Here is a 25,535-nt window from a genome sequence, read left to right as displayed (position 1 = left end):
TGTCAGTTTTTAGTATCAAGTTCAAAAACTTTATTCACCCAACTATCCAAAGTGTATCTGTAGTAGATTTCTTCCGGAATTTTCTCGTAAGGTTTTTCAAAAAAAGATTTGTCAAGATTACTAATATTTTTGTTTAAAATCAAAATATTATTGGGATTGTAAAAATCATAGGTTTTAATGGCTTCATTATCAGTAATGATTTTCTTTTCCAGAGACATGGCCTCAAAAACTCTGAAGCTGAGTCCATATTGCCCTTCACGCATCAGATCCAGTAAAACTTTTGAGTTTTTATAATATTTGGGAAGATCATTATGCGGGATCTTCTTAATGCTGAACACCAGGAAAAGATTCTTAGGTACCGTCATGAACATATTGGTGAGCTGATGCTTCCAGGACTTTTTTCCAATAATCATAATCTGGAACTTCAATCCCTGTTCAATCAACTTTTTAGCCAGTAATTTTATCAATGAAACCCTTCTGTTATCATAAGAGGTGATGTAAAAAAGATCCATTTCTGGCTTTTGAGACTCTTTTGCACAATGGGGAAGGTAGATATAATTGGTTAATTTTTCAAAGCCATGTTTTTTAACATCAATATAATCGAAAGAAAATACTTTGTCAAAAAGATAGAGTTTGTCTTCCACAGGTACTCTTTCAAGATTATCATAAAGATAGGTTACCAGACGGTCTGTAGATTTTCGGATTTTTTTAAGGGTAGAAAGATCAAATGTATCCGGATTCATCACCAGGATCTGATCCTGATGTCCTAATTTTTCCAGAGAATCCAGAACATATTTCTGTCTTTTTTCAGTCTTAAGATTTTTGTTTAAAAAAGTTTTGCTTAACGCATTTACAGCTCTTTCATTGAAGTTGGAATGAGTAACGGTGCTGATTTTTATATGGTGAGCATCAATACTACGCTGGCATAATGTTTCAACAATATACTTATCATAATCCCAAAAATCATAACTAATGATACAAATCTTCATTCAACTAATTTTGCTCTTTTTTTAATGATTCATAGGTTTCATAAACGCTTAAAGATTGCAGGTAGGATAGCTGATAGCCTTCTTTTCCGTCTAAAATACCAAGTCTCATTATATAGGCTTTAAAGAATTTAAAAGCAGTTTTAAGATATTGAACTAAAACATTGTACTTTTTTCCTTTAGCTGCCAGTTCTTTCCCCTTTAAAACTCCGTAATGAATCATTTTTTTTCTGTAAGATTCATAATCTGAAACGGAGTAATGGAGTAATTTATTTTTTAAAACTCCGATGGTTCCGTTAACTTCCAGAGTTTCATGTACCTTTTTTCCTGCCGTATATCTGGCTTTCGATTTTCTGAAGAGTCTGAAATTTTTATCAGACTGTGTTCCTGAAAAATGAATCGGTTTCTCGGCAAAAAAGAATTTCCTGTAAAAATAGTAGGCATCTTTTTGTCCAGGTTTATTAAGCTCATCAATAATTTCCTGCTTCAGGGCTGGTGTAATTCGCTCATCACCATCTAAAAATAAAACCCAGTCATTAGTTGCAGTATCAAGAGCCAGATTTCTCTGCTTTGTAAAGTCTTCAAATTTATTCTGAATTACCTTTACATTAGGGAATTTCTTCGCAATTTCTACAGTGTTATCCGTACTAAAGGAGTCAACAACTATTATTTCATCACAGAAATCAAAAGACTCCAGGACATCCTGTATATTTTTCTCTTCATTATATGTTATGATCAAACCACTTATATTCATCACAACGCTTTGTTTGACAGGGAAGTAGGTAAGTACTCCCCTAAAATTGTTTTTTAAAATAGTTTTAATCTGCCAAAGATAAGTTTTAATTTGAATTTTATAAGTGAATCTTTGCCTTTTATATCAATTCTGCACAGTTCGTATCGGCGCTGGGTAGGGTAATAATTCACCTTATTTCCAATTCTTACTGCAAAATCGATTCCTATTTTTTCCAAAACAGAAAAAAATGCTAATTTATCATGTTTTTTTTGTGGATACTTTCCATAGGGATAGGCTAAAACCTTTGAATACCTGATGTTATGGGCATCGAGGATTTCCATGTTTTTTTTTAGATCTTTTTCTATAAAATCAAGGGAAACATTTCTTACATTTTCATGGGCATGACTGTGAAGGGCAATTTCAAAATATTTTTGATCCAGACTTCTGATTTCATCAAAGGTCATCATGGGATAATTGTTATATCCCTTTTCAATAAATCCTGTTGGGATAAAAATGGTCGCCTTCAGATGATACTTTTCCAGTAAAGAGGGAAGATACTCAAGATTGTTTCTATATCCGTCATCAAAGGTGATGATAACGTTTCTTTTTGCTGAAAGGGTAAGTTCTGAAAAAAAATATGAAGTATACTTTTTTGAACTCAGATATGACAGCTGCTGTTCAAGATTTTTTAAACTGACAGTAAGATCTTCATGGCTTTCTTTTTCAACCTGGTGGTACATAAGAATGACCAGTCTGTTGTATGGCACGGCAAATAAATAGAGACGGAAATATACAACGATAAATACCGCCAATAAAAGAGGAATAAGATACAGGATCATACTATTTTACGGTATTTTTTTCAATTTCCTGATGCCGTATTTTTTCATACAGCCGTATTCTTTCATGCAGTTTAATGTATTTCAGAAAGGTATAATAAGCCATTGTTTTGGCAATATAAAATCCTGGAAATCCATCCAGAAAACCTAATCTGAAAATAAAAACCTTGATAAATTCAAAAACAGGACTTACAATAATTTTAAATCTGTTGATTTTTTTTCCTCTTTCAAACATCTTTTCAGCCATCATATCAGAATATCTATTGATTTTGGATACATGATGATGAATGCTTTTGTAAGTATAATGATCCAGTTTACCTTCCATAAGGCCCACTTTCTGATCGGTAATCAGAAATTCATGAACTTTATCATCAGAATACTTTACATATTTTTTTCTGAAAAGCCTTTCACGGTATACATTTCCCCATCCTCCGAATCGGATCAGGTGAATCCCAAGATGATTGTTGAATTTTGCTTTATACACATTGAATTCAGTATTTTCTGAAGAAACAATGTTTTGTATAGATTTTTTCAGATTTTGGTCAGGAACTTCATCCGCATCCAGAAACAAAACCCATTCATGGGAACATAAATGAAGGGCATGGTTTTTTTGTTCACCATACCCATTAAATTTTTTCTCAAAGAATTTTACCTGAGGATATTTTTGAGTGCAAATCTCTTTGGTCTTATCTGTAGAAAAGCTATCGACAATAATAATTTCATCCACAATATCTGTTAATGAATCTAAAAGTCTTACAATATTCTCTTCTTCATTATAAGTAATGATTGCAAGGGAAAGAGCCATTTATTTATACTCAAGAATAGTCTTTTCAATAATCTTCACGCAATCCAGCAACTGCTCTTCTGTAATTACCAATGGCGGTGCAAGTCTTATGATATTACCGTGGGTAGGTTTTGCGAGCAATCCGTTTTCTTTTAATTGTAAGCAAAGATTCCATGCTGTAGAACTATCAGGGGTATCATTGATCAGAATAGCGTTTAAAAGGCCTTTTCCTCTTACTTTGGTAATAAGGTCTGTCTTTTCAATAAGTTTCTCTATTTCAGCTCTGAAAAGCTTTCCTAATTCTTCTGCTCTTTCAGACAGTTTTTCATCAGCTACCACGTCCAATGCTGCTACTGCTACAGCACATGCAATAGGGTTTCCTCCAAATGTGGAACCGTGTTGCCCCGGTTTGATAACATTCATGATGTTGTCATTTGCCAACACCGCGGATACAGGATACATTCCTCCGGAAAGTGCTTTTCCCAGGATCAAAATATCTGGTTGTACATTTTCGTGGTGGCATGCAATCAGTTTTCCTGTTCTTGCAATACCCGTCTGAACTTCATCAGCAATGAAAAGGACATTGTATTTTTTACATAATTCAGAAGCATTTTTAAGGAAATTTTCATCCGGAACATATACTCCGGCTTCTCCCTGGATAGGTTCTACCAGGAATGCTGCAATATTTGCTGCTTCTCTGCTAAGAACTTCTTCTAATGCTGTAATATCGTTATAAGGAATTTTAATAAATCCTGGCGTAAAAGGTCCGTAGTTTTGGTTGGCATCCGGATCATTAGAGAAAGAAACAATCGTTGTGGTTCTTCCGTGGAAGTTGTTTTCGCAAACGATAATTTTCGCTGCGTTTTCCGCAATTCCTTTTACTTCATAACTCCACTTTCTGGCTAGTTTTACCGCAGTTTCCACAGCTTCAGCTCCGGAATTCATGGGTAAAACTTTATCAAATCCAAAAAGGGTAGTGATTTTCTGTTCGTACTCTCCTAATTTAGAGTTATAGAATGCTCTTGAAGTTAATGCCAGCTTTTGTGCCTGCTCTACCAATGCACCTACAATTTTTGGGTGGGAGTGCCCCTGGTTCACAGCAGAATATGCTGAAAGAAAATCATAGTATTTTTTACCTTCTACATCCCAAACGAAAACACCTTCTCCACGGTCCAGAACTACTGGAAGCGGGTGATAGTTATGTGCTCCATGTTTGTCTTCAAGGTCAATAAAATACTGTGAGTTTTTTGTTTGTTCTGCTGTTGACATATATTTTGGTTTTCAACAAATTTACGCAATATTAATGATATGTATAAACAAATAACTAGTATCGTTTCAGGGTAAAATTAAAGTAGATTTTAGGGTGGAATAATATTGTATAAGAAAATAATTTCTTTGTTGATCAGTTGTTTTAGGTATTATATCTTTATAAGGGCAGAATTTTATTTTTGGTCTGTTTATTAATTTTTATTAATGAATGGTAAGAGGCTATTTCAATTCCGTTTATAGGGTCTGAATTAAAAGGTTTATAAAAAAAACTGCCTCAAAAGAGGCAGCTTCAGTTTTATTTTTAAAATAATCCTAGTGATTATCATATTTTCTGTCCATTACAAAATCCTCCATGAATTTTGTGGTGTAGTTTCCTGCAAGATAATCTTCATTATCCATCAGTTGTCTGTGGAAAGGAATCGTTGTTTTTACACCTTCAATATAGAATTCTTCAAGCGCACGTCTCATTTTTGCAATAGCTTCCTCACGGGTTTGAGCCGTAGTGATAAGTTTAGCAATCATAGAGTCGTAGTTAGAAGGAATTGTATATCCGGAATACACGTGAGTGTCTACTCTGATTCCGTGTCCTCCAGGGATGTTTAATCCTGTGATTTTTCCTGGAGACGGTCTGAAATCCGCGTAAGGATCCTCTGCGTTGATTCTACATTCGATTGAATGTAATTTAGGATAATAGTTGATTCCTGAAATAGGAGTTCCAGCCGCAAGAAGAATCTGTTCTCTGATCAGGTCATAATCAATTACCTGCTCAGTGATAGGGTGCTCTACCTGGATTCTTGTATTCATTTCCATGAAATAGAAATTTCTGTGTTTGTCTACAAGGAATTCGATAGTTCCTACCCCTTCATATCCAATGAATTCAGCAGCTTTTACCGCAGCGTCACCCATTTTCTCACGAAGTTCGTCTGTCATGAAAGGAGAAGGCGTTTCTTCAGTTAATTTCTGATTTCTTCTCTGTACGGAACAGTCTCTTTCAGAAAGGTGGCAAGCTTTACCGAATTGGTCACCCGCAACCTGAATTTCGATGTGTCTAGGCTCTTCAATCAGTTTTTCCATGTACATACCTCCGTTTCCAAAGGCAGCTACAGCTTCCTGAATAGCAGATTCCCAGTGATCTTTAAGGTCTTCAGCTTTCCAAACAGCTCTCATCCCTTTACCTCCACCACCGGCAGTAGCTTTGATCATTACAGGGTATCCTGTTTCTTCAGCTACTTTTACAGCGTGTTCGTAAGATTCGATCAATCCGTCAGAACCTGGTACACATGGTACACCTGCTGCTTTCATGGTAGCCTTAGCATTTGCTTTATCTCCCATTTTTTCAATCTGTTCAGGAGAAGCACCAATAAATTTGATACCGTTTTTCTGGCAGATTCTTGAGAAGTTAGCATTTTCAGATAAGAATCCGTAACCTGGGTGAATTGCATCAGCATTGGTAATTTCCGCAGCAGCAATAATGTTAGGGATTTTAAGATAGGAGTCTTTACTCATTGCAGGGCCAATACATACCGCTTCATCAGCAAATCTTACGTGAAGACTGTCTTTATCAGCAGTAGAGTATACCGCAACGGTTTTGATCCCCATTTCTTTACAAGTACGTAAAATACGCATTGCAATTTCGCCACGATTGGCTATTAATATTTTTTTGAACATCTTAATACGATTTGAAATTTGAAAATTTGAAATTTGAAATTGACTTTATCATCAATTATCAATCATCATTAATCAATATTTTAATTAAGATGGATCTACTAAGAATAAAGGTTGGTCATACTCTACAGGAGTAGCGTCGTCCACTAAAATTTTAACAATTTTCCCGCTGATTTCAGATTCAATCTGGTTGAATAGCTTCATTGCTTCAATAACGCAAACTACTTTACCAACAGAAACTTCGTCACCTACATTTACAAATACATCTTTATCAGGAGATGGTTTTCTATAGAAAGTACCAATCATTGGAGATTTGATTGTTACATATTTGCTGTCATCAGATGCAGCTTCAGCTTTTTCAGCAACAGGAGCAGCCGGAGTTGCAACAGGTGCCGGAGCAGCTACTGCTTGTGGAGCAGTGTGGTATACTGCAGGTTGTGCATAAACAGCATCGCTTCCAGCTAATGGAGTTTTAATAGTGATTTCGAAATCTTTAGTTTTGTACTTCACTTCTGAAACTTCAGCCTTAGATACAAACTTGATAAGATTTTGTATGTCTTTAATGTCCATAAATTTGATATTTGATTTGATGCCAAAGATACCAAAAAAACGTAAAAAACAACAAAAAACCGCCAAATTTTATCAAAATTGGGCGGTTTTTGTATTAAAATGAGGCTTTTTCAGCGAAAAGCGACTCTTAGTTTTCTTCAGTAGCAGCTACTTCTTTTTCTAATACTACTTTACCTCTGTAGTACAATTTTCCTTCATGCCAGTGAGCTCTGTGGTATAGGTGAAGCTCTCCTGTTGTTGCATCTTTAGCTAATTGAGGAACTACAGCTTTGTAGTGAGTTCTTCTCTTATCTCTTCTTGTAGACGACTGTCTTCTCTTTGGATGTGCCATTTTCTAATAACTTTTTTAATTGATGAGCGATGAGATTCATCATCTCATCATATTTAAATTATTCTATTTAATTATTGTCTTTTAATTTTCTTAAAGCATCCCATCTAGGGTCACTTTCATGTTCTTCTTCTTCAGTTACCTCAATATCTTTAGGACTGAACTGGTCAAGAATTTTAAGATCGTCATCACTTACATTCGGTGAAATCTTTTTCATCGGGATAGAAAGCATTACATTTTCATAAATCAAATGTGCTACATTGAAAGCATGCTCTGCAGTAGGAATAGTAATGACATCTTCATTGCTGTCATCATATTCTTCCCCGAAATTCACCAGAATTTTGATTTCATTCTCAATAGGGTAGTCGAAATCTTCATTTGTGATATCACAAACCAACTCAACTAATCCATTAATTTTAATCTCAAATTCTAGAAAAGTAGTGTGCTTATCAAGGGATACATTTACTTCTATTCTAGGATTTGTAAATTCCTGCTCAGTGTCAAATAATTGAAAGAACGTTTTATCTATCTCAAACTTGAACCCGTGTCTTCCGTTTTTAAGTCCGGAAAAGCTTACGTCATAGTTTCTTAACTTGTCCATAAAATGAGTGTGCAAAAATATGCATTTTTTTTATAATAACAAATAAAATCTGAAACAAATTAATTTAAAATTTGTTTTAAAGATTTATGCTTCAGTTTCCTCCGGTAGATCTTCATCTATTCCGTTGTCTACAGCCATTTTTCTAGGCTGAAGGCGGTCATTCATCAGTTCGCTGTATTCACTTCTGTTCTTGAAAACCTTGATCGCTGTGAACAGCGCTTCTGTAAAACTTTGCTCATCGGCCACATTTTTTCCTGCAATATCATAGGCAACTCCATGGTCAGGAGAGGTCCTGATAAAAGGAAGTCCGGCTGTATAATTTACTCCTTCCTCATAGGCTAATGTTTTGAAAGGAGCCAGTCCCTGGTCGTGATACATCGCTAAAACAGCATCGAAGTTTTTGTATTTATTCGGTTGGAAAAAGCTGTCTGCAGGAAATGGTCCGAATGCCAGTATTCCGTTGTCAGAAAGTTCTTTAATAGCCGGGCTGATGATTTCAATTTCCTCGTTTCCAATAACGCCTCCGTCACCTGCGTGAGGATTTAATCCTAATACGGCAATTTTAGGCTTTTGAATACAAAAATCTTCTATAAGCGTCTGATTTAATACTCTGATCTGTTTCTTTATTTTTTCCTTGGAAATATTTTCAGCTACCTGTGCAATAGGAATATGATGCGTGGAAACAGCTACTTTAAGATCTTCCGTAACAAGGAACATTAATCCTTTTTTGTTGAATTTCTCTTCAAAATAGCCTGTATGTCCGGCATGCTTGAATCCCATTTTTACCATTTCATCCTTGTTGATCGGAGCGGTTACCAATACATCGATATCTCCTTTCATCAAAGCTTCAGTAGCTGCTTCTAAAGAATCAATCGCCATTTTCGTAGATTCTTCAGTAGGAACTCCCAATTCTACATTCACGTTTTCCTTGGTAAGGTTCACCATATTGAGTTTCCCTGCCTGCGCCTGTGAAGGCTCGTTAACATAGTTGAAATTAAGATTCAGCTTAAAAATGTTTTTCTGATAAGTGAATAATTTTCCCGAACCAAAAATTACAGGAGTGAAAAAATCTGTAATAGTTTTGTCTTTCAGAGACTTCATAATGATCTCCGGACCGATGCCGTTGAAATCACCGATTGAAATTCCTACTCGTACTTTATGGTTTTTTGGGCTCATTTTGATTATCTTTGAAGATTATAATTTACAAATTTAGCAAAAAATAATATGTTCACAGGAATTATTGAAGCAGTTGGTGTTATTGAGAAGATTGAAGAAAAAGGAAGCAATATAGATTTTACCCTGACTTGCCCTTTTACAAACGAACTGAAAATTGATCAAAGCCTTGCCCACAACGGCTGTTGTCTTACAGTTGTTGAGATCAAAGACAATCATTATGTGGTTACAGCGATTAACGAAACACTGGAAAAAACCAACCTTGGAAAATGGGAATTGGGAACTGTTGTGAACCTTGAGCGTTGTATGAAGATGGATGGAAGACTGGATGGTCATATTGTTCAGGGACACGTTGATAAGACCGGTGAAGTGGTGAGTATCGAAAATAAAGACGGAAGTTATTTTATTACGATGAAGTATGAAAATGACGGAACTTTTGTAACGGTACCTCAGGGATCCATTACAGTAAACGGGATCAGTCTTACTGTTGCTAAAAGTGAAGACAGTCAGTTTTCTGTAGCTATTATTCCTTATACCTGGGAATTCACAAATATGAAACATTTGAAAATTGGTGACAAAGTAAACCTGGAATTTGATATCATTGGTAAGTATATTGCTAGGTTAATTAAAAAGTAGAATGTCAATAAATAAGTATAAAGGATATAGCTTAAGAAACCGGGTGTTTTTCGGTTTCTTGCTGGTATGTTTTTTAAGTGTCGTTGCTACATCTCTTGTTCCTTACTTTGTATTGAGAAATCATTCTTTGCAGCAGAGTAATATCGATATGCAGGATAAAACCAATGCTGTCATGCGATATCTGGACTATGCCGTAAGCCAGACCCTGATAGAAACGAAAGATCTTCCGGAAGTTTTAGGGAATAAAATCTTTGAAATAGCGGATATCAACCAGCATGACATTTTTATTTATGATCTGAAAGGAAATTATTTGCTTTCCAACAAAGATGAAGGATTGGTTGAGCAGAAAACAATTCCTATAGAAATCATCAATAAGATTCTGTCTACCGACGCAAGGGTAGATATGGTGAATTATGATGCTGCTAAGGATGCTAAGCTTACTTCTTCCTATCTTTTGCTGAAAAACAATGAACTTGAACCTATCGGAATTGTTTATATCCCTTTATACCACAATGAATCTGCTTATCTGGAGGTTCTTCATCAGTATGTAAAATATATTCTTTTAGTCGATATATTCCTTATCTTATTTAGTATATGGATCAGTTGGGTGACTTCTAATAGCCTTGCGAAAACCATTACGAAATTCTCTGATATGATTACCCGTATTACGTTATTTGAAAACGAAATGCGTCCTATCAGATATTATAAGAATGATGAGCTTAATGCTCTGGCGAGGGCCTATAACAGGATGATTCTACAGATTCAGGATCAGAAAGAAAGACTTAGATTCAAAGCATCTGAAGAAGCGTGGAGAGAAATGGCCAAGCAGGTGGCTCATGAGGTGAAAAATCCATTGACTCCGATGAAATTGACTATTCAGAATTTTGAAAGAAAATTTGATCCTGAAGATCCGAATATCAGAGAAAGAGTAAAGCAAATGAGTAAAACTATTGTCGATCAGATTGATCTGATTGCTACGGTAGCCTCAGCATTCTCAGAATTTGCCAAACTTCCTGAAAAAAATAATGAAGTGATCAATCTGAATACGGAAGTTGAAGATATTCTCCGTGTATTCAATGATGACAGTATTTTCATGCATGCCAACAAGACGAATATAATGATCAATATGGACAGAATTTATCTTTCCAGAATCATTACAAACCTTGTGACCAATGCAAAACAGGCAGAGAGTGACCAGAGGAAACTCATTATCAATGTGGATGTGGAGCAGCATCAGAGAAGAGTGATGATCTCTGTTCAGGATAACGGAGTCGGGATTCCTGAAAACATGTATGAAAGAATATTTGAACCGAATTTCACCTCTAAAAGTAGTGGAATGGGGCTTGGTTTGTCCATGGTGAGAAAAATGATCGAGGATTATAAAGGTGAGATCTCTGTGAAATCAGAAGTAGGAAAGGGGTCTACATTCATTATTACACTGCCTACTAATTTATAGTGAAGCCTTTTACATTTAAACAATTTCAAATTCAGCAGTCTAAAGACGTCTTCCGTGTTGGAACAGACGGTGTTCTGCTTGGGGCTTTGGCTGATGTTGAACATGCTTCCGGTGTTTTGGAAGTCGGAACCGGAACCGGATTGATTTCTCTTATGCTTGCGCAAAGAAATCTTCAGGCCGGATTTTTGGGATTGGATATTAATGAAGATGCCGCAAAGCTTACCCAAGTCAATTTTGAACATTCTCCTTTTCATGCAAGGCTGAAAAATATTCATCAGGATTTTAAAACTTTTGAAACGGTAGATCGTTTTGATCTCATCGTTTCCAATCCTCCTTATTTTGAAGAATCGGGATCTGAAAAAGATAAGATTGCACGTCAGACCGTAGAATTGAACTTCAGACAGTTGATCAGCAGAGCAGCAGAATTATTGAACGAAAATGGAATATTTTCTGTGATCATACCTGTGGAAGCAGGAAAAGTTTTTATTTCCATCGGTAAAGAAAATAGGTTGTATCTAAACAGAAAAGTGAATATCAAAGGAATTGAAAATTCAAAGGCAAAAAGATTGATTCTGGAGTTTTCATCACAAGAAAAAGAAATCAACGAGTCTGATTTTATTATAGAAAAAAGTCCGAGACAATACTCGGACCAATATCTTGAACTCACCAAAGAGTTTCATGTTTTTAAGTAAAGAATTTAGAAATAAGATGTTAGAAGTTAGTTATTTCCGACCTTCTTATTTTTTTTTTTTATTCTTATTCGAATAATTCTGAAGTATCCAATACAGAAACTTTTCCGTCTTCACATCTGATGGCTTCACCAGGGAAGTTCTGAATCATGTGATAATCGTGTGTTGCCATTACTACTGCAGCGCCATTTTCAAGGGCAACCTGCTTTAATAGCGTCATAATTTCGTTGGAAGTCTCAGGGTCAAGGTTTCCTGTAGGCTCATCCGCTAAGATAAGATCCGGGTGGTTCAGAAGGGCTCTTGCGATGGCAATACGCTGCTGCTCTCCTCCGGAAAGTTCGTGTGGCATTTTGTGCTTCTTGCTTTTCATGTTCACGCTTCCTAAAACCTCGTTGATACGGTCTTCCATTTTTACTTTGTCATTCCATCCTGTTGCTTCAAGAACGAATTTCAGATTCTTTTCAACCGTTCTGTCAGAAAGTAACTGGAAATCCTGGAATACGATACCTAGTTTTCTTCTTAAGTTAGGGATGTCAGACGGCTTGAGTTTTGCCAAATCAAATCCTACAACAGCTCCGTGTCCTGATGCTAATGGAATGTGTCCGTAAAGCGTTTTCAGTAGGGAACTTTTTCCGGAACCTGTTTTTCCGATAAGATAGCAGAATCTACCTTTCTTTATATTAAGATTTACATCAGAAAGTACAGTAAAGTTTTTTTGCGCAATCTTTGCATTTTGTAAACTTATAATATTGTCTCCGGCGATATTTGTATGTGGCATAATTTAATTTTAAAGGCTAATTCTTATAAAAATATTTCAACTTTTAAAAATAGAAAAAAGATGTTGATGTAGCCTAAATTTTAGTAAATTTTAACAACAAAAAATGCCTGAAAAGGAACTTCTCAAGCATGTTTTGTATATGATAATTAGAAATTATCTCTTAGCGCGTGCAGCACTTACAGTTAATCTCTTTCTGCCTTTAGCTCTTCTCGCAGCCAAAACTCTTCTTCCATTTGGCGTAGACATTCTTTCTCTGAAACCGTGTTTGTTTCTTCTCTTTCTTTCTGATGGCTGGAATGTTCTTTTACTCATTACTATATGTTTAAATCGTAATTAATCTATTAATTTTCAGGTTGCAAAGATATATAAATTTTTATAAGTTACAAACTTTAATGATCTTTTTTTAAAATAAAATGTAATGTTTTTCGGTGGGGTATTTATAAACCCTCATGGGAAAACCATTTTCCGGTACAAAAATAATATTTAAATGATTTATATAAAAGCTCTATCTTTGAAAACTTTAATTTTAACGAAAAATAAACACCGGATGTTTACACCAGCAGAACTTTTAGATATCAATACATTACTTACCCAGGATAGCAGAATAGTGATCCTTACCCATTATAACCCGGATGGAGATGCTATTGGTTCAAGCTTGGGATTAAAACATTATCTGAAAGCAAAAGGAATTCATGCAGAGGTTATCGTACCTAATGATTTTCCGAAATTTCTGAAATGGATGCCGGAGTCTAAAAAAGTTATTATTGCAGAATATAAAAGAAAACTGGCTGCTGATATGATTGCGGGAGCAGATGTTATTTTTTGCCTGGATTTTAATTCTCCGTCAAGAATCGGATTATTGGGAGACTGGTTGGTAAAAGCTCCGGGGAAGAAAATTCTTATTGATCATCACCAACAGCCGGAACAATTTGATTTTGTGTATTCTGATACGGTAATTCCTGCCACTTCACAGATGATTTATCATTTCATTGAAGCAATGAATGATGAAAAACTGGTGAATCAGGATATGGCAGAATGTCTTTATACCGGAATCATGACAGATACAGGTGGTTTCCGTTTTCGTTCCACCAGTGCTACTACACACAGGATTATTGCTAATCTGATTGAACATGGTGCAGATCCTGCCATGATCACATCCAATACATGGGATACCAACACGGTTTCCAGACTGCATTTGCTTGCGTTGGTCCTTGGTAGAATAGAAGTAGTAAATGAGGGAACAGTAGCCGTTTTAAGCCTTACCAGAAATGAACTTAAAGAATTTGGTTTCCAGAAAGGAGATACAGAAGGTTTTGTGAATTATGGTTTGAGTATTGCCGGAGTGAAAATGTCTGCATTCTTCATGGAAGATCTGTACGAAGATTTCGTTAAAATTTCTTTCAGAAGCAAAGATGATGTGGACGTGAACCAATTCTCAAGAAAATATTTCAACGGTGGCGGACACATTAATGCGGCCGGAGGGAAATCTTTAGATTCTTTAGCCGGAACAATAGTGAACTTTAAAGAAAAAGTGAAAGAAGAAGGTTTATAGGAACAAAAAACTGTAAATTCTTCTGATTAAAACTTCTAAATACTTTTACGAAACCCCTTTTCTTCAAGCTCCTGGCAGGTATAATCGTACACCTGCTGAAACATTTCATCCATATATCTTTTGTTGAAAAGACTGTATTTCGTCATTTTGGGTGGATCTAAAAAGATATTGCAGTATTTTGCTTTAGAATAGACCGACTTTGCAATTGCTAAGTGGAGAATTCTGTCAAACTCTTTCATCAGGCTCATCTTGCTTAATTCGTCATAGCTGATGGAGTTGACATGAGAGGCAATCAGAAAATTACATTTATCCATGATAGGCTCAATGGGAAGGTTATCCAGAACGCCGCCGTCTACATAAATTTTCTCACCCATCCTTACCGGAGGAAGAATAAAAGGAACGCTTGAGGAAGCCAGTAATGGTCCAAAAAGCTCTCCTTCAGAAAAAAAGTCTACAATACCGTGGGTCATTTCCGTGGCCGCTACATACACCGGAATTTTTAAAATACTGAAATTGTCTTCAGGGAAATAATCTTTGAACAGTTTTAAAATAAAATTGGAGCTGAAGATTCCGTTTTTGGATAATTTTAAAGATGACCTGGAGAAAAAAGATGTTTGCTTTACAATTTCCATCATTTCGTCCGGCGTTTTTCCAAAAGAATAAAAAGCACCAATAATAGATCCTGCGCTGGTTCCTGAAATAATCTGTGGTTTCAGATTGTATTCTTCTAAAGCTTTCAGTACGGCGATATGGGCAATCCCACGCATTCCTCCGCCTGAAAGTGTAAGTCCGATAACCGGTGGTGCCGGTGGTTTCTTTTTTTTGAATGAAAATAAAGCCATTACCCAAATTATCCTCTACTAATATACAGGATTTTTTGTTATGCACAGCTTAATTTGTCATGTTATCTGTTTTTATAAAACCAGTTTTTTAGGAAGATTGTGGAGAAGTTCCGTATTGATGATTTCTGCACAGATTCCCGGCTTTTCCCAATGTCCGTTATGGCCGCAGTCCAGGATATAAGATTTGATATTGGTTCTGTCCGGAAGATGTTTGATCATCATATCGGTTTTTACCGCATTATCATGTTTACCTGCCAATACTAAGATTTTAGCTTCCAGGTTTTCCAGAACATGCTTTTTGTCGGTTCTTTCTACCATACCTTTCACGCAGGCAAGTGCCCCCAGATTATTGGTGGAAAGGGCCGTTTCAAGGGCGATTTCAATTTTTCCTTCCAGAATATCTCTTTCATTCGGATTGAATAAATTAGGTACTCCGGCTCTTGCATAATGGGCAAAAGCATCTTTGATGATTCTATAGCTTTTGATTCGCTGCTGTTTTTTCTCTTCATCATCCGGAAAATACGTAGAGAAAAATAAAGTAAGACTTTTTAAAGAATCGGGATATTTCTCTGCAAAAGCGAGAGACGTATAGCCTCCCATAGAATGCCCCAGAAGATGTACTTTTTCTAAATGCTGATCATCCAATACTTTTTTTACTTCTTCAGCCATCAGTTCCATGGTGTGAACTTCAGCCAGAATTTCAGACTGTCCATGGCCGGGAAGATCAATTTTGAGCAGTGAAAAATCTTTGGAAAGGTGATGTTCCATATCGCTCCAGATGGATAGGTTTTCCATAAATCCGTGAAGAAGTACCAACGTTTCTTTTCCGTTTCCTTTTCTTTCAAAGTTCAGCATGATTCCAAAATTTAGAAGGTTAAAAATAATACAGCAGTTTGCATGCTGCGGATCTGTTTCTCCTTTCAAATTTAGTCAAAAAAAGAGCATTTAAAAAATGCCCTTGTCTTTTATTGAGTTAATTCCTTGTAAACCTTTGTTTCCCAAGGTTTGATGTCTGTTACGCCATATCTTTCCTTTTTAGAAATAGCAAGGTTGTCCAGCATGTCTACAAAATTTTTGTAGTTGGCTTCATCTGTTGGTTTTACAATCACAGTGAATTTATCAGGTGCCGGAGCATTTTTATACGCTTCAGCAATGATCTTTGAAATTTTTATTCCACTGAAATCTGTTTCTTTCAGGTTTCCTGTATTCAGATCTTTCTGATTGCTCTGATGATAAAATACCCGGTTGTCTTTTCCAAGGATAAAGGTAATCTGGTTTTGATCTCCGATTACAGGAATATCCGTAGGATGAGGGTTGGGATCTTTTGCCGGTAATCCCAAGTCCATTACATTAGGTTTTGTAAAATTAGTGGTGAACATAAAGAAGGTAATGAGTAAGAATCCCAGATCTACCATAGGCGTCATGTCCACGCGGATCATTTTTTTCTTTTGCTTTCCGCCTTGTTTTTCTTGTGCAATTACTTCTGCCATGATTAAAATTTTTAAATGTTAAACGGTGTTTTTTTTGAAAAATTCTTACAACAAGCGTGCCTTGTTTATGGAATAATCAATAGATTCATGAATCTATTGATTGATTTTGTAATTATTTTTCAGATGTTCCCATTTTCTTTAATTTTTTAAAAAAATGATAATGATGACTTTGTTGCTTGGGCAATTGTTCTCATAAGCCGAAGATCGATACAAAAAAAACTCACACGATAAAGTGTGAGTTTTTGAATGATATGTAAATAATCTATTTATTCTTTTTATAGAAATTGACCCCGCATTCCAGGAATTTTTTGAAATCCTCTTTTGGCATGTATCCCGAAACAGGCGTGTTGATTACCTTTCCGTCAGGAGTGATTAAAACATAGTGAGGCTGAGAGTTGTTATTAAAATTTACCTGTTGGAATAAACTCCATCGGTCCCCAATTGTTTTTACCTTCTTGATCTGTCCGTCTCCAAGGTCAATTTTGGTTTTCTGATCCTCAGGAAGCTCTTCCTTATCATCTACATAGAGAGATGCCAGTACTACATCATTCTGAAGAATCGGTAAAATGTCCGGTTCGCTCCATACAAATTCCTCCATTTTTCTACAGTTTTCACATCCGTATCCTGTGAAGTCGATCAGGATGGGTTTGTCTTCTTTTTTAGCCAGTTCTATTGCTTTGAAGAAGTCGTGTTCCGGATGCATTCCTAAGATTCCGTCTTTCTCATCATGGAAATAGCTTACGTTCAATGGAGGCAAAATTCCACTTAATAACTGAAGTTTCGGACGGTCAGATGGGATTAACCCCTGAACCAGATAGATCACAAAACCAATTCCCAATACCCCTAATATTTTTCTGGTGACAGAGATTTTAGGTTTCTTGTCATCATGCGGGAATCTGATCAATCCTAACAAATAGATGGCTAATCCTAATGCGATAATAATCCAGATCGCAATGAAAAGTTCTCTTTTTAAGAAGAATGTTTTGGATACAAGGTCTGCTTTAGACAAGAATTTCAATGCTAATGCCAGCTCTACGAATCCTAAAACAACTTTTACCGTATTCATCCATCCTCCGGATTTCGGAAGACTTTGTAATGCCTGCGGGAATAATGCCAGCAATCCAAAAATAATCGCCCACGCCAGCCCGAATCCTGCCAACGCAAAAGTCAACAGCATCGGAACGTTGGATGAACCTGTTACTGCGCTTCCCAGTAAACTTCCTAAAATAGGTCCTGTACATGAGAAAGAAACAATTACCAGGGTCAAAGCCATAAAGAAAATACCGATAATTCCTCCTGCTTCTTCCGCTTTAGAAGATTTGTTGGCGATAGAACTAGGTAAAGTAATATCATAATACCCGAAGAAACTTCCGGCAAAGAAGATGAATATAATAAAGAACGCAATATTCAGCCATACACTGGTAGAAATCTCGTTGAAGATATTTCCGGCGATTCCATCAATAATATGGAAAGGAATACTCAATAAAACGAAGATAAGAAGAATGAAAAACCCATAAATAAGCGCATCTCTTTTCCCTTTTGCTTTGTCTTTACTTCCTTTTGTAAAGAATGAAACGGTAAGTGGAATCATCGGGAAAACGCATGGCGTAAGCAAAGCAATTAATCCTCCGATAAATCCTAAGAATAGATACGTCCAGTAATTTTCATCCACCTTGGTAGAGGCGGTACCACAATCCGTCAATGGTTTTTTGAAATTAATACTTTCAATTTTCAGCTGCTTGGGATCCAGTTTTGAAGTTTCTGTGATCGTAGCTTCTGTTTTTGCAGGATTTTCAGTTACCGTCTCCGTTATTTTTACAGAGTCTTTTGCAGGACCTGCAGTTTCCTCGGTCGTAGCCTCTTCCGTTACTCCTTTTGGCGTAACTTTTTGATTGAATTCTAAAGTATTGGGAGCGAGACAAACTCTGTCGTCACAGGTCTGATACGTAATCTCAGAAGTGACATCTGCGGGTTTTGTCGGATCTTTTAATTTAAATTTCTGCTTAAATCCTGCAGAATTGGAGTAGAAAACAATTGTTCCTCCAAACGCTTCAGAAAATTCTTCATGCTTTTTACCTACTTCGGTAAATTTTCCGATCAACTCGATATTCTTTCCTGTTACTTTATACTCGGTCGGAATTCCGGTATCTTCCGGTAAATCTTTAGAGTAAATGTGCCATCCGCTTTCCATGGTAGCATTCAATACCGCTTCGTATTGATTATTCCCCAGGTCATTGATGGTGAATTTAAACTTTACAGGATTTTTTATCTGCGCATTAATTCCCGTTGCTAAAAATAGTAGAATTAATAAAAACCAATTTCTAAATTTCATTGTTCATTTCGTTAAAATTTTGAGACTCCGTTTTCGTTTTCTCATTCTTTGCAAATCTTCTGTTTTACCTGAAAGGAAGACTGTCAGATACATTATTATTCTTAATGAGTCTGTGTCCAGATTTTTTGCCTTGCTAAAATAGATAATTTTTCGTCCCTAAAAAATTTAGAAACTTTCTTTTTTTAAGCCTGATCCCTAAAATATTTTGTCTTTTGCCCTAATCGCAATAGAAGTGTCCCTCATTTATCATTCAAAATGATTATAGATTTTTTCAATTTTGCCAACTTGGTAGTATGATGAGGATCTTTTCCAGAGCAAAAAATCTTTGAGAAAATCAATTCAGATTTTTTAAAATATCTTCTACGGACGCTCTGTTTTTATAGTCCGGATCAAAATGTCTCCATGTAATTTCTTTTCCTTCATTAAGGATGAAGGTTGCCGATACAGGAAGCCTTCCGGAATGATCTGATCTGCTGTTGGCAAAATCCTCTTTTAATTTTGAGTTATAGAAATTAAGCGTTTCATTATCAGGAGTATAAAGAACATCAAATGCTTCTGCAATTTTATATCCTTCGTCATATAAAACCGTATAGTCTGTCTTTGTTTTGCTGATCGTCTTTTCTATAAATTCCGGTTTTTCGGGAGAAATAATAACAAGTCTCGCGTTTTTTGATTTCAGCTCAGGGGTCAGATCTTGTAAGGTTTCAATGTATTTGTTACAATACGGACACCATTGCCCGCGGATAAAAACAATTACAAGTTTTTTGTTTTCCTTTGATGAAGAAAATGTATTGCCCAAATGATCTTTAGCAGTGAAATTATCAATTTTATCACCGATCATTTTTCCTTTTACCTGATCTAACGTTTTGCCGGATGGAGACATCTTTTTTTTCAGGACAGATGCTCCAACTTCCAGAAACTGTTCAGGATTATAATATCCGAAATCATATTGAACCAGTTTCCCTTTTGAATCAAGGAATAAAAAGGAAGGATAGTTAACCACTTTAAATTCTTTGGCCAGGCTGATCCCTTCTTTTTCTGCATCTATAGCAAGGTTTACAAAATTTTTATTGAACATCTCTCCGATTCGGGGATCAGTAAAGGTGTTTTTTGCCATAAGCTTACAAGGTCCGCACCAGGTGGTGAACAGATCAATGAAGATTAGTTTGTTTTCTTTTGCTGCGATTTTTTTCGCGGCTTCCAAATCAATTTTTTGAAAATTGATGCCTGCGCTTTGTGCGTTAAATGAAATTCCTACTAGTATAAGAAGGCTCAATACGATTTTTTTGAACATATATTTCTTTTCTTATTATGTTCCCTGATTCATGAAAAAATCACCCATAAATAAAAATATTTTATATAACGATTTGATTTTCAGTTGTAAAAATATTTTTATTTTTAATTTTTTTGATCTGCTCTACACATTTGTATTTTTGATTCTGAGCATTATGTTTGCTGGAATACTGGTATTTATCCTGAATTTCTTCAATACTTTTGTTTTCAATAAAAATGTCATGGATGAGATTCTGACAATGGGAAGAGATCGATTTGATATAACCAACCAGTTTTTCCCAGTAATACCTTTCATTTTCAATGGCAGTACTTATTTCCTCCTGATGTTCCATGAAATAATTTTCAGGAGACTCTACATAAAAGTTTCTGTTTTTGAGTTTTTTAAACCACAGATTTTTTACAATTCCGATAATATAATTTCCCAGGCAGGTTTGTACTTTGAAGTCATCAGCATTGAGTTTTTCATAAAGAATGAGTAATGCATCCTGGAAAATATCTTCAGCATCTTCCAGATTACCTTTATTGTTCAGAATGAATTTCTGAGTATAACCAAAATACTGTTGGTATAAAATTCCAAAAGCTATATTGCTGTCTTTCTTAAAATCATCAACAGCTAACGAATTAGTTGTTTTTCTGTCCACGTTACAGTTATCTTTTTATGAGTAGTTCTGTCTGCCTGATACCTGCGATCCTGTCTGAGAGGGATGACACCCAAAATATGGTTTGCGGAGTCACACAATAACCAGGTCTTTTCCTTGATCAAAGCAGATAATTTTTCGTCCCTAAAAAACTTAGAAACCTTCTTTTTCCCTGAAAACCCTGTTGGATAAAATTCATCTCCATCCTGTTGTTTTCTCAAAAGGAGTGGAAACTGAAGCTTTTCAGCATCGAAATCCCATTCAAATTCTTTGTGGATTTCTTCATTGTTTTCAATATCATCTACGAGATTGATGCTGATCCGGTTTTCGGAAAAATCAAAGTGTTCAATCAATACTATTTCTTCCTGAGCTTCCTTTTTTCCACTTTTATCAATAAAGATGAGTTCATCCCGGTTGACAATCAACTGATATTCTTTTGAAAAAAAAGAACTGTTATTTCCGGCTTGAAAGATTTTCGGGATTTCTTCCTCCTGATTGAATCCGTATTTTTTTAAGATTTCAAATTTCACGAAATCACTTTCCTGATCCAGCTTTTCCTTTGATAAGATTTTATAGTTTTGGTTAAATATGGTAAGATTATTTTCTATCTCCTGAATCTGTTTCTGAACAAAATCTTTTGTTTGATTCAGATATAAAGAACTTTTTCTGAAGTTTTCCAGAAAATGATCGTTCGTTTCCATCAGCAGCGGAACAACCTCATTCCTGATCTTATTCCTCAGATAATCACTTTTTTTATTAGAAAGATCTTCCCGGAATTCGATGGTATTCTCGTCAGCAAACAGATAAATTTCTTTTTTGGGAAAATCTAAGAGGGGACGAAGGATTTTATTATCATTTGATGGAATTCCACTCAGTCCATTAATGCCGGCAGCTTTGGAAAGATTAATGATGAAAGTTTCCAGCTGATCATTGAGATGATGGGCGGTAACGAGAAATTCCAGCTTTTCTTTTTCCTGAATTTGTTTAAAAAAAGCATATCGAAGCTCTCTTGCCCATAGCTGAATAGAATTTTCGGGTTTCTGATCTTTTTCCGAAACTTCGTACAAATGAAATTTTATATGATTTTTCTCACAAAAATCCTGCACTGTTTTCTGATCCAGATCCGAATCATTACCACGAAGTTTATAATTGATATGAGCTACCTGAAACCGGAACCTGGAATCCTTAATTTTCTGCCCTAAATCCCTGAATAAAGAGGCGAGAACCATAGAATCTGCTCCTCCGCTTACCGCCAGAAGATAGGTGTGGTTTTCCGGTTCGTGAACAAGATTTTTTAATTGATTGGTGAAGGCTGATTGATCCAACATAGATGTTGAGAATTTCTTTTATGCAAAGATAACCGATATAATTCAATTGAATTTTCCTAACTTTGAGTAGTCTAAAAATGATTATTTATGAAGATTTTAAAAATTTTAGCAGTTTCTGCAATGGCGCTGGGGATGACATCTTGTGTCAGCAAAAAGCAGTATGATGCTTTGAGCACAAACTATAAGCAGTGTATTGAAAATATTGGAGAAAGACAGAGAGAAATTCAGGATTTGAAATCTCAGAACTCTGCATTGGCGGGTGAAAACAACTTGTTGAAAAGCCAGCACGATGCTTTAAAATCATCACTTGATGCATGTCTGTCCAATACAGGAAAAAGCTCTGCTAACATTGATAAACTGGTAGGCGAAATTAATGCTTCCAATTCTTATATCAAGCAATTGATCTCCAGTAATGCTAAAAATGATAGCTTAAACCTGGCATTGTCTAATAAACTGAAGAGATCTTTGGATAATGTATCTGATGAAGATGTACAGGTAAAAGTATTGAAAGGAGTGGTAATGATCTCTCTTTCTGATAAAATGTTATACAAAACAGGAGATTACAACATCTTGCCTGCAGCTCAGGAAGTGTTAGGTAAAGTAGCGAAAGTGATCAACGATTACGATAAATACTCAGTATTAATTGAAGGTAACACGGATAACGCTCCGTTGAACTCTCCGAATCTTCCAAGAGACAACTGGGATCTTTCTGCATTAAGAGGTACTTCAGTTGCTAAAGTTCTTCAAACTCAGTTTGGAGTTGATCCTGCAAGAATCACTGCTGGTGGACGTTCTGAATACAACCCAAAAGCGACTAATATGAGCGTTTCAGGAAGATCAGAAAACAGAAGAACGGAAATCATCATTATGCCTAAACTCGATGAGTTTATGAAACTGATGGATATCGCTCCTAAGAAATAATCTCTAAAACATACATTATAATAAATCCCGAAGCAATTCGGGATTTGTTTTTTTATGAACCAATCTGTTTGGGAATATACTCTGCTGATATTTTTTTCTTTGAAGATGATACCGTTTTTTTAACGGGTTGTTCAAAATAAAAGTTGGTGATATTCCATACGATCATAATCGCTGAAAAATAATATAAATTCAAAACAAGTGCAATTCCTATGTGCATGGAGATGGTGAGGAAAAGCCATGTTTTCTGTGTGGGTTTGTACCAGATAAAGAAAGGATAACACATCTCAATAATAATGGTACTCCATCCAATCAAGCTCAGAATATAAGAATGTTCTATCAGCCAGCTGAAATCAATATTCAGGTCTCTGTTGGAGTAGGGCAGATGAATGGCTTTCCAGATAGATTCGCCGTTCCACCAGTTGAATCCTAAAGCTTTGTCAAGCCCGGAAAAAAAGTAAGCAATTGAGATATGAATCTGAAATAATCTTTTGACCAGAATAATATTCATAGGTCCGGGGTTTCTGCTGAAAATAAAATTTCGCAGCGAAAAATGCTGATCAGCAGGAAAAAGGATCAGATAGAATAAAGACATGCTTGTGAAAAAATCTGCACCATAGGCAAAAAAAGAACTTCCCTTGAGCAAGGCTATCTGCAATATAAGTAACAAAAGTGCAGAAATTCTTGAATAAAATCCGGTGATGATAAATACACACAAAGTAATAAACGAAACCTTTGTTATTGCTATTGTTGCACTTTCTTCAATCCCGAGAGTTTGTAAAAAGCTTACTATTTTTTGGAAGGTAATCAGCCAGTCTGGTGTAAAAACACTCATAATGTCCTGAGGAATAATACTGTTGCTTGAAAATAATTTTTCAAAATCCGGCAGCACCGCAGTAAATTGTAAAAGGATCACAATTCCTATGGCAATCCGAAAGAAGCTTAAGAATTCCGTTTGATTATCTTGTCTGAAAAAGAAATTTTCAATTTTGGTATAGAATGCATTCAGATTTTTCATCACTTTAGTATTTGAATTCATCAATAAGAATAAGATTTTCATTCGTTTTTCCTTTTTTGAAATCTGCAATAGCAGGGTAGTTGTAGAGATAAAGTTTTGTCGTTACGCTGGAAGCCAGCGGATTTTCTTTCATCACGTGAGCTGAGATCTGTCTGATAATGATATCCAGATACTGATAATACTTTTTGTCGTATTTATTTTTATCTGAAATTTTATCAAGAAACATGTTAAAAACAGTGGTGTATCTTACTCTGCTCTCTTTGTTCTTAAAATAAGGCAGATTTTTTTGTTCAAGGATATTGCCATTTTTATCTTTTAATTCAAAACTCATGACAAAGTCGCTGGCAACATTGGGTGCATAGAAACCATATCCTGTATCAAAACCAGTGTAAGAAGTAAATATATTGACGGGTTTTAGCTGGGCAATGTCTTCGGAAATAGTATATGCCATTGGTTTTTTATACTCTTTATTTTCATAATAAAAACCATAATATCCATCAAATGTTCCTTTCAGACCAATGGTGAAAACCACCAGCAGGATCATAAAAATTCCGGATAACTGAAGCTTTCTTTTCATGGCAAAAGATTTAAAAAAAAGGCTGTCTTCAGATTAAATACAGCCTTTTTAGGTTATTTGTAATTCATCAATACACTGTTCAGCTTTACATTGATTCTTGGATCAATGGCTGTATTAACTTTGTAAGATTTGATAATCACATTGGTAAGATTTCTTCTACCCATCGTTGGTGGACAGATTGTATATTCTTCTGCTCCTTTAACGGTTAATCTGTTTAAAGACGCGATGTCTTTCTGGGATAGCAAAGCTGCGTTGGTCGCAACCTGATTGTTTTGAATAGCATAATAATCTGTTCCCAATTCTTTAGCTCCATATTTTTTCAGGATACCTTCCACTTTTTCTTTTAGATCTCCATACTTTTTCCAGTCGATATTAGCTTTCATTAAGCATCCTCGGATCACATACTGTCTGTTGATTTTATAGATAATGAAATTGGTACCCAAACTGTTCTGATGAAGTTTATGAAGACTTAATAAACTTTTCATGTCTTCGTCAGAAATTTTTTTCACATCTTTCAGGATGTAATTATGGTCTACAATGTAATTGCCTTTTTCTTTATAAAAAGACATTTCCTGAGGTTTTAGCTGGGAGAATATCATTACAAGTCCCACTATCGCTCCGATTAATAATAAAGTCTTTGTTTTCATGTGGTTGTTTTTAAAATATCCCTACTCTTTTTTAGGATTTTCGGATGCCTCCTTTATTTGAATGTTTCATGGCTGGAAAACGTATATCAAAGGTAGGAGCATATGAGCGGTCATATACAGGTGTTTTTCCTGTTTTTTAAGAGGATTTTGACTTGTAAAGTGAGATGTGAATCAGTATTTTGAAGAGTAATAGCCGTTCATGGATATTTCAGCTTGATGTATTGTAGCTTAAAATATGGATTCTGAGAATGAATTGTAAAATGAACTCAGTGAAGTCCTGTAGAATGATGTTGAGAAAAGTATTGATGAAGGAATCCGATGAGGTTTTAATCTGAAATAACCTGAGAGGGAATATCTGAGTATATAACAAAAATAAATCCCGAAGGTGGCCGGGAT

Annotated in this window: 27 protein-coding genes; 5 read left to right on the top strand and 22 right to left on the bottom strand. The window is 35.6% G+C overall.

The window, feature by feature from the left end; genetic code table 11:
* Positions 1-2 precede the first annotated feature (2 nt).
* The 10 genes from RAH34_RS05060 to pdxA all read right to left on the bottom strand — a co-directional run bounded on the left by RAH34_RS05060 (position 3) and on the right by pdxA (position 8,948).
* Entirely contained in the window at positions 3-989 is a 987-nt protein-coding gene (locus tag RAH34_RS05060) for a hypothetical protein (RefSeq protein ID WP_306595365.1), read from the bottom strand.
* Positions 990-993: 4 nt separating this feature from the next.
* Complete coding sequence (locus RAH34_RS05055) at positions 994-1,740, bottom strand: glycosyltransferase family 2 protein (protein ID WP_114822240.1); 747 nt, start codon at positions 1,738-1,740, stop codon at positions 994-996.
* A 53-nt stretch (positions 1,741-1,793) separates the two neighbouring features.
* Entirely contained in the window at positions 1,794-2,558 is a 765-nt protein-coding gene (locus RAH34_RS05050; protein WP_306595364.1) for a polysaccharide deacetylase family protein, read from the bottom strand.
* A 1-nt stretch (position 2,559) separates the two neighbouring features.
* Positions 2,560-3,360: a glycosyltransferase family 2 protein gene (locus RAH34_RS05045; RefSeq protein WP_114822242.1), complete on the bottom strand. Its 801-nt coding sequence runs from the start codon at positions 3,358-3,360 to the stop codon at positions 2,560-2,562.
* Complete coding sequence (gene rocD / locus RAH34_RS05040; protein ID WP_306595363.1) at positions 3,361-4,608, bottom strand: ornithine--oxo-acid transaminase; 1,248 nt, start codon at positions 4,606-4,608, stop codon at positions 3,361-3,363. It lies immediately after the preceding gene.
* Positions 4,609-4,920: 312 nt separating this feature from the next.
* Complete coding sequence (accC, locus tag RAH34_RS05035) at positions 4,921-6,276, bottom strand: acetyl-CoA carboxylase biotin carboxylase subunit (RefSeq protein ID WP_045501198.1); 1,356 nt, start codon at positions 6,274-6,276, stop codon at positions 4,921-4,923.
* Positions 6,277-6,360: 84 nt separating this feature from the next.
* Positions 6,361-6,843: an acetyl-CoA carboxylase biotin carboxyl carrier protein gene (gene accB / locus RAH34_RS05030; RefSeq protein WP_034692974.1), complete on the bottom strand. Its 483-nt coding sequence runs from the start codon at positions 6,841-6,843 to the stop codon at positions 6,361-6,363.
* A gap of 127 nt (positions 6,844-6,970) precedes the next feature.
* Positions 6,971-7,174 (bottom strand): 50S ribosomal protein L32, encoded by a 204-nt coding sequence (rpmF, locus tag RAH34_RS05025; protein ID WP_002976251.1) that lies wholly within the window; start codon positions 7,172-7,174, stop codon positions 6,971-6,973.
* A 67-nt stretch (positions 7,175-7,241) separates the two neighbouring features.
* Complete coding sequence (locus tag RAH34_RS05020) at positions 7,242-7,772, bottom strand: DUF177 domain-containing protein (protein ID WP_079243351.1); 531 nt, start codon at positions 7,770-7,772, stop codon at positions 7,242-7,244.
* A gap of 84 nt (positions 7,773-7,856) precedes the next feature.
* Complete coding sequence (pdxA, locus tag RAH34_RS05015; RefSeq protein WP_306595362.1) at positions 7,857-8,948, bottom strand: 4-hydroxythreonine-4-phosphate dehydrogenase PdxA; 1,092 nt, start codon at positions 8,946-8,948, stop codon at positions 7,857-7,859.
* A gap of 48 nt (positions 8,949-8,996) precedes the next feature.
* Here pdxA and RAH34_RS05010 point away from each other — a divergent pair, with 48 nt between their 5' ends.
* The 3 genes from RAH34_RS05010 to RAH34_RS05000 are packed head-to-tail and all read left to right on the top strand — an operon-like array spanning position 8,997 to position 11,729.
* Positions 8,997-9,581: a riboflavin synthase gene (locus RAH34_RS05010; RefSeq protein ID WP_114822246.1), complete on the top strand. Its 585-nt coding sequence runs from the start codon at positions 8,997-8,999 to the stop codon at positions 9,579-9,581.
* Position 9,582: 1 nt separating this feature from the next.
* A complete protein-coding gene (locus RAH34_RS05005; RefSeq protein WP_047435610.1) occupies positions 9,583-11,037 on the top strand; it encodes a HAMP domain-containing sensor histidine kinase in 1,455 nt (484 codons plus the stop codon).
* A complete protein-coding gene (locus RAH34_RS05000) occupies positions 11,037-11,729 on the top strand; it encodes a tRNA1(Val) (adenine(37)-N6)-methyltransferase (RefSeq protein ID WP_306595361.1) in 693 nt (230 codons plus the stop codon). Before RAH34_RS05005 ends, RAH34_RS05000 begins: the two co-directional genes overlap by 1 nt.
* A 64-nt stretch (positions 11,730-11,793) precedes the next feature.
* Here RAH34_RS05000 and RAH34_RS04995 read toward each other — a convergent pair whose 3' ends face one another.
* Entirely contained in the window at positions 11,794-12,504 is a 711-nt protein-coding gene (locus RAH34_RS04995) for a cell division ATP-binding protein FtsE (RefSeq protein WP_062675736.1), read from the bottom strand.
* 153 nt (positions 12,505-12,657) lie between these two features.
* On the bottom strand, positions 12,658-12,816 hold the full coding sequence (gene rpmH / locus RAH34_RS04990; protein ID WP_002976260.1) for a 50S ribosomal protein L34: 159 nt from the start codon (positions 12,814-12,816) through the stop codon (positions 12,658-12,660).
* Between the two features lie 235 nt (positions 12,817-13,051).
* Between rpmH and RAH34_RS04985 the strand changes: the two genes are divergently transcribed.
* The gene (locus RAH34_RS04985) at positions 13,052-14,056 is read left to right on the top strand and encodes a bifunctional oligoribonuclease/PAP phosphatase NrnA (protein WP_114822248.1); all 1,005 of its coding nucleotides are present in this window, start codon (positions 13,052-13,054) and stop codon (positions 14,054-14,056) included.
* 35 nt (positions 14,057-14,091) lie between these two features.
* On the opposite strand, the gene RAH34_RS04980 is transcribed toward RAH34_RS04985, so the two are convergent.
* The 7 genes from RAH34_RS04980 to tilS form a co-directional block, all read right to left on the bottom strand.
* Positions 14,092-14,898 carry a patatin-like phospholipase family protein gene (locus RAH34_RS04980; protein WP_306595360.1) on the bottom strand — a complete coding sequence of 269 codons (807 nt, stop codon included), beginning with the start codon at positions 14,896-14,898 and terminating at the stop codon, positions 14,092-14,094.
* A 72-nt stretch (positions 14,899-14,970) separates the two neighbouring features.
* Entirely contained in the window at positions 14,971-15,753 is a 783-nt protein-coding gene (locus tag RAH34_RS04975; protein WP_306595359.1) for an alpha/beta fold hydrolase, read from the bottom strand.
* Positions 15,754-15,863: 110 nt separating this feature from the next.
* Positions 15,864-16,388, bottom strand: coding sequence for a biopolymer transporter ExbD (locus RAH34_RS04970; RefSeq protein WP_114822250.1), 525 nt, complete (start codon positions 16,386-16,388; stop codon positions 15,864-15,866).
* Positions 16,389-16,650: 262 nt separating this feature from the next.
* Entirely contained in the window at positions 16,651-18,720 is a 2,070-nt protein-coding gene (locus RAH34_RS04965) for a thioredoxin family protein (RefSeq protein WP_306595358.1), read from the bottom strand.
* A 334-nt stretch (positions 18,721-19,054) separates the two neighbouring features.
* Positions 19,055-20,014 carry a redoxin domain-containing protein gene (locus tag RAH34_RS04960; RefSeq protein ID WP_306595357.1) on the bottom strand — a complete coding sequence of 320 codons (960 nt, stop codon included), beginning with the start codon at positions 20,012-20,014 and terminating at the stop codon, positions 19,055-19,057.
* A 61-nt stretch (positions 20,015-20,075) separates the two neighbouring features.
* Positions 20,076-20,654 carry an RNA polymerase sigma factor gene (locus RAH34_RS04955; RefSeq protein ID WP_114819504.1) on the bottom strand — a complete coding sequence of 193 codons (579 nt, stop codon included), beginning with the start codon at positions 20,652-20,654 and terminating at the stop codon, positions 20,076-20,078.
* Complete coding sequence (tilS, locus tag RAH34_RS04950) at positions 20,627-21,979, bottom strand: tRNA lysidine(34) synthetase TilS (protein WP_306595356.1); 1,353 nt, start codon at positions 21,977-21,979, stop codon at positions 20,627-20,629. Before tilS ends, RAH34_RS04955 begins: the two co-directional genes overlap by 28 nt.
* An 87-nt stretch (positions 21,980-22,066) precedes the next feature.
* On the opposite strand from tilS, the gene RAH34_RS04945 reads away from it, so the two are divergent.
* Positions 22,067-22,900, top strand: coding sequence for an OmpA family protein (locus RAH34_RS04945; RefSeq protein WP_047435593.1), 834 nt, complete (start codon positions 22,067-22,069; stop codon positions 22,898-22,900).
* Between the two features lie 52 nt (positions 22,901-22,952).
* Here RAH34_RS04945 and RAH34_RS04940 read toward each other — a convergent pair whose 3' ends face one another.
* The 3 genes from RAH34_RS04940 to RAH34_RS04930 are packed head-to-tail and all read right to left on the bottom strand — an operon-like array spanning position 22,953 to position 25,139.
* A complete protein-coding gene (locus RAH34_RS04940; protein WP_306595355.1) occupies positions 22,953-23,957 on the bottom strand; it encodes an HTTM domain-containing protein in 1,005 nt (334 codons plus the stop codon).
* On the bottom strand, positions 23,920-24,492 hold the full coding sequence (locus tag RAH34_RS04935; protein WP_306595354.1) for a hypothetical protein: 573 nt from the start codon (positions 24,490-24,492) through the stop codon (positions 23,920-23,922). The genes RAH34_RS04940 and RAH34_RS04935 overlap by 38 nt, the downstream gene beginning before the upstream one ends.
* 53 nt (positions 24,493-24,545) lie before the next feature.
* A complete protein-coding gene (locus RAH34_RS04930; RefSeq protein WP_306595353.1) occupies positions 24,546-25,139 on the bottom strand; it encodes a hypothetical protein in 594 nt (197 codons plus the stop codon).
* Positions 25,140-25,535: the final 396 nt, after the last annotated feature.

This window comes from Chryseobacterium sp. WLY505 (assembly GCF_030846215.1).
Taxonomy (GTDB): domain Bacteria; phylum Bacteroidota; class Bacteroidia; order Flavobacteriales; family Weeksellaceae; genus Chryseobacterium.
Note: the sequence above shows the minus strand (reverse complement) of the source record. Positions and strands in the feature narration are given on the sequence as shown.

What these genes read in the sequence shown, in the direction of transcription:
- RAH34_RS05055 (WP_114822240.1), bottom strand. Translation starts at nt 1,740, where the DNA reads ATGAATATAAGTGGTTTGATCATAACATATAATGAAGAGAAAAATATA.
- RAH34_RS04995 (WP_062675736.1), bottom strand. Translation starts at nt 12,504, where the DNA reads ATGCCACATACAAATATCGCCGGAGACAATATTATAAGTTTACAAAAT.
- RAH34_RS04940 (WP_306595355.1), bottom strand. Translation starts at nt 23,957, where the DNA reads ATGAAAATCTTATTCTTATTGATGAATTCAAATACTAAAGTGATGAAA.
- RAH34_RS04965 (WP_306595358.1), bottom strand. Translation starts at nt 18,720, where the DNA reads ATGAAATTTAGAAATTGGTTTTTATTAATTCTACTATTTTTAGCAACG.
- accC (WP_045501198.1), bottom strand. Translation starts at nt 6,276, where the DNA reads ATGTTCAAAAAAATATTAATAGCCAATCGTGGCGAAATTGCAATGCGT.
- tilS (WP_306595356.1), bottom strand. Translation starts at nt 21,979, where the DNA reads ATGTTGGATCAATCAGCCTTCACCAATCAATTAAAAAATCTTGTTCAC.
- rpmH (WP_002976260.1), bottom strand. Translation starts at nt 12,816, where the DNA reads ATGAGTAAAAGAACATTCCAGCCATCAGAAAGAAAGAGAAGAAACAAA.
- RAH34_RS04960 (WP_306595357.1), bottom strand. Translation starts at nt 20,014, where the DNA reads ATGTTCAAAAAAATCGTATTGAGCCTTCTTATACTAGTAGGAATTTCA.
- RAH34_RS05060 (WP_306595365.1), bottom strand. Translation starts at nt 989, where the DNA reads ATGAAGATTTGTATCATTAGTTATGATTTTTGGGATTATGATAAGTAT.
- RAH34_RS05050 (WP_306595364.1), bottom strand. Translation starts at nt 2,558, where the DNA reads ATGATCCTGTATCTTATTCCTCTTTTATTGGCGGTATTTATCGTTGTA.
- rpmF (WP_002976251.1), bottom strand. Translation starts at nt 7,174, where the DNA reads ATGGCACATCCAAAGAGAAGACAGTCGTCTACAAGAAGAGATAAGAGA.
- rocD (WP_306595363.1), bottom strand. Translation starts at nt 4,608, where the DNA reads ATGTCAACAGCAGAACAAACAAAAAACTCACAGTATTTTATTGACCTT.
- RAH34_RS05010 (WP_114822246.1), top strand. Translation starts at nt 8,997, where the DNA reads ATGTTCACAGGAATTATTGAAGCAGTTGGTGTTATTGAGAAGATTGAA.
- RAH34_RS04975 (WP_306595359.1), bottom strand. Translation starts at nt 15,753, where the DNA reads ATGCTGAACTTTGAAAGAAAAGGAAACGGAAAAGAAACGTTGGTACTT.
- RAH34_RS04985 (WP_114822248.1), top strand. Translation starts at nt 13,052, where the DNA reads ATGTTTACACCAGCAGAACTTTTAGATATCAATACATTACTTACCCAG.
- RAH34_RS05020 (WP_079243351.1), bottom strand. Translation starts at nt 7,772, where the DNA reads ATGGACAAGTTAAGAAACTATGACGTAAGCTTTTCCGGACTTAAAAAC.
- RAH34_RS05045 (WP_114822242.1), bottom strand. Translation starts at nt 3,360, where the DNA reads ATGGCTCTTTCCCTTGCAATCATTACTTATAATGAAGAAGAGAATATT.
- pdxA (WP_306595362.1), bottom strand. Translation starts at nt 8,948, where the DNA reads ATGAGCCCAAAAAACCATAAAGTACGAGTAGGAATTTCAATCGGTGAT.
- RAH34_RS04945 (WP_047435593.1), top strand. Translation starts at nt 22,067, where the DNA reads ATGAAGATTTTAAAAATTTTAGCAGTTTCTGCAATGGCGCTGGGGATG.
- RAH34_RS05005 (WP_047435610.1), top strand. Translation starts at nt 9,583, where the DNA reads ATGTCAATAAATAAGTATAAAGGATATAGCTTAAGAAACCGGGTGTTT.
- RAH34_RS04980 (WP_306595360.1), bottom strand. Translation starts at nt 14,898, where the DNA reads ATGGCTTTATTTTCATTCAAAAAAAAGAAACCACCGGCACCACCGGTT.
- RAH34_RS04935 (WP_306595354.1), bottom strand. Translation starts at nt 24,492, where the DNA reads ATGAAAAGAAAGCTTCAGTTATCCGGAATTTTTATGATCCTGCTGGTG.
- RAH34_RS04930 (WP_306595353.1), bottom strand. Translation starts at nt 25,139, where the DNA reads ATGAAAACAAAGACTTTATTATTAATCGGAGCGATAGTGGGACTTGTA.
- accB (WP_034692974.1), bottom strand. Translation starts at nt 6,843, where the DNA reads ATGGACATTAAAGACATACAAAATCTTATCAAGTTTGTATCTAAGGCT.
- RAH34_RS04970 (WP_114822250.1), bottom strand. Translation starts at nt 16,388, where the DNA reads ATGGCAGAAGTAATTGCACAAGAAAAACAAGGCGGAAAGCAAAAGAAA.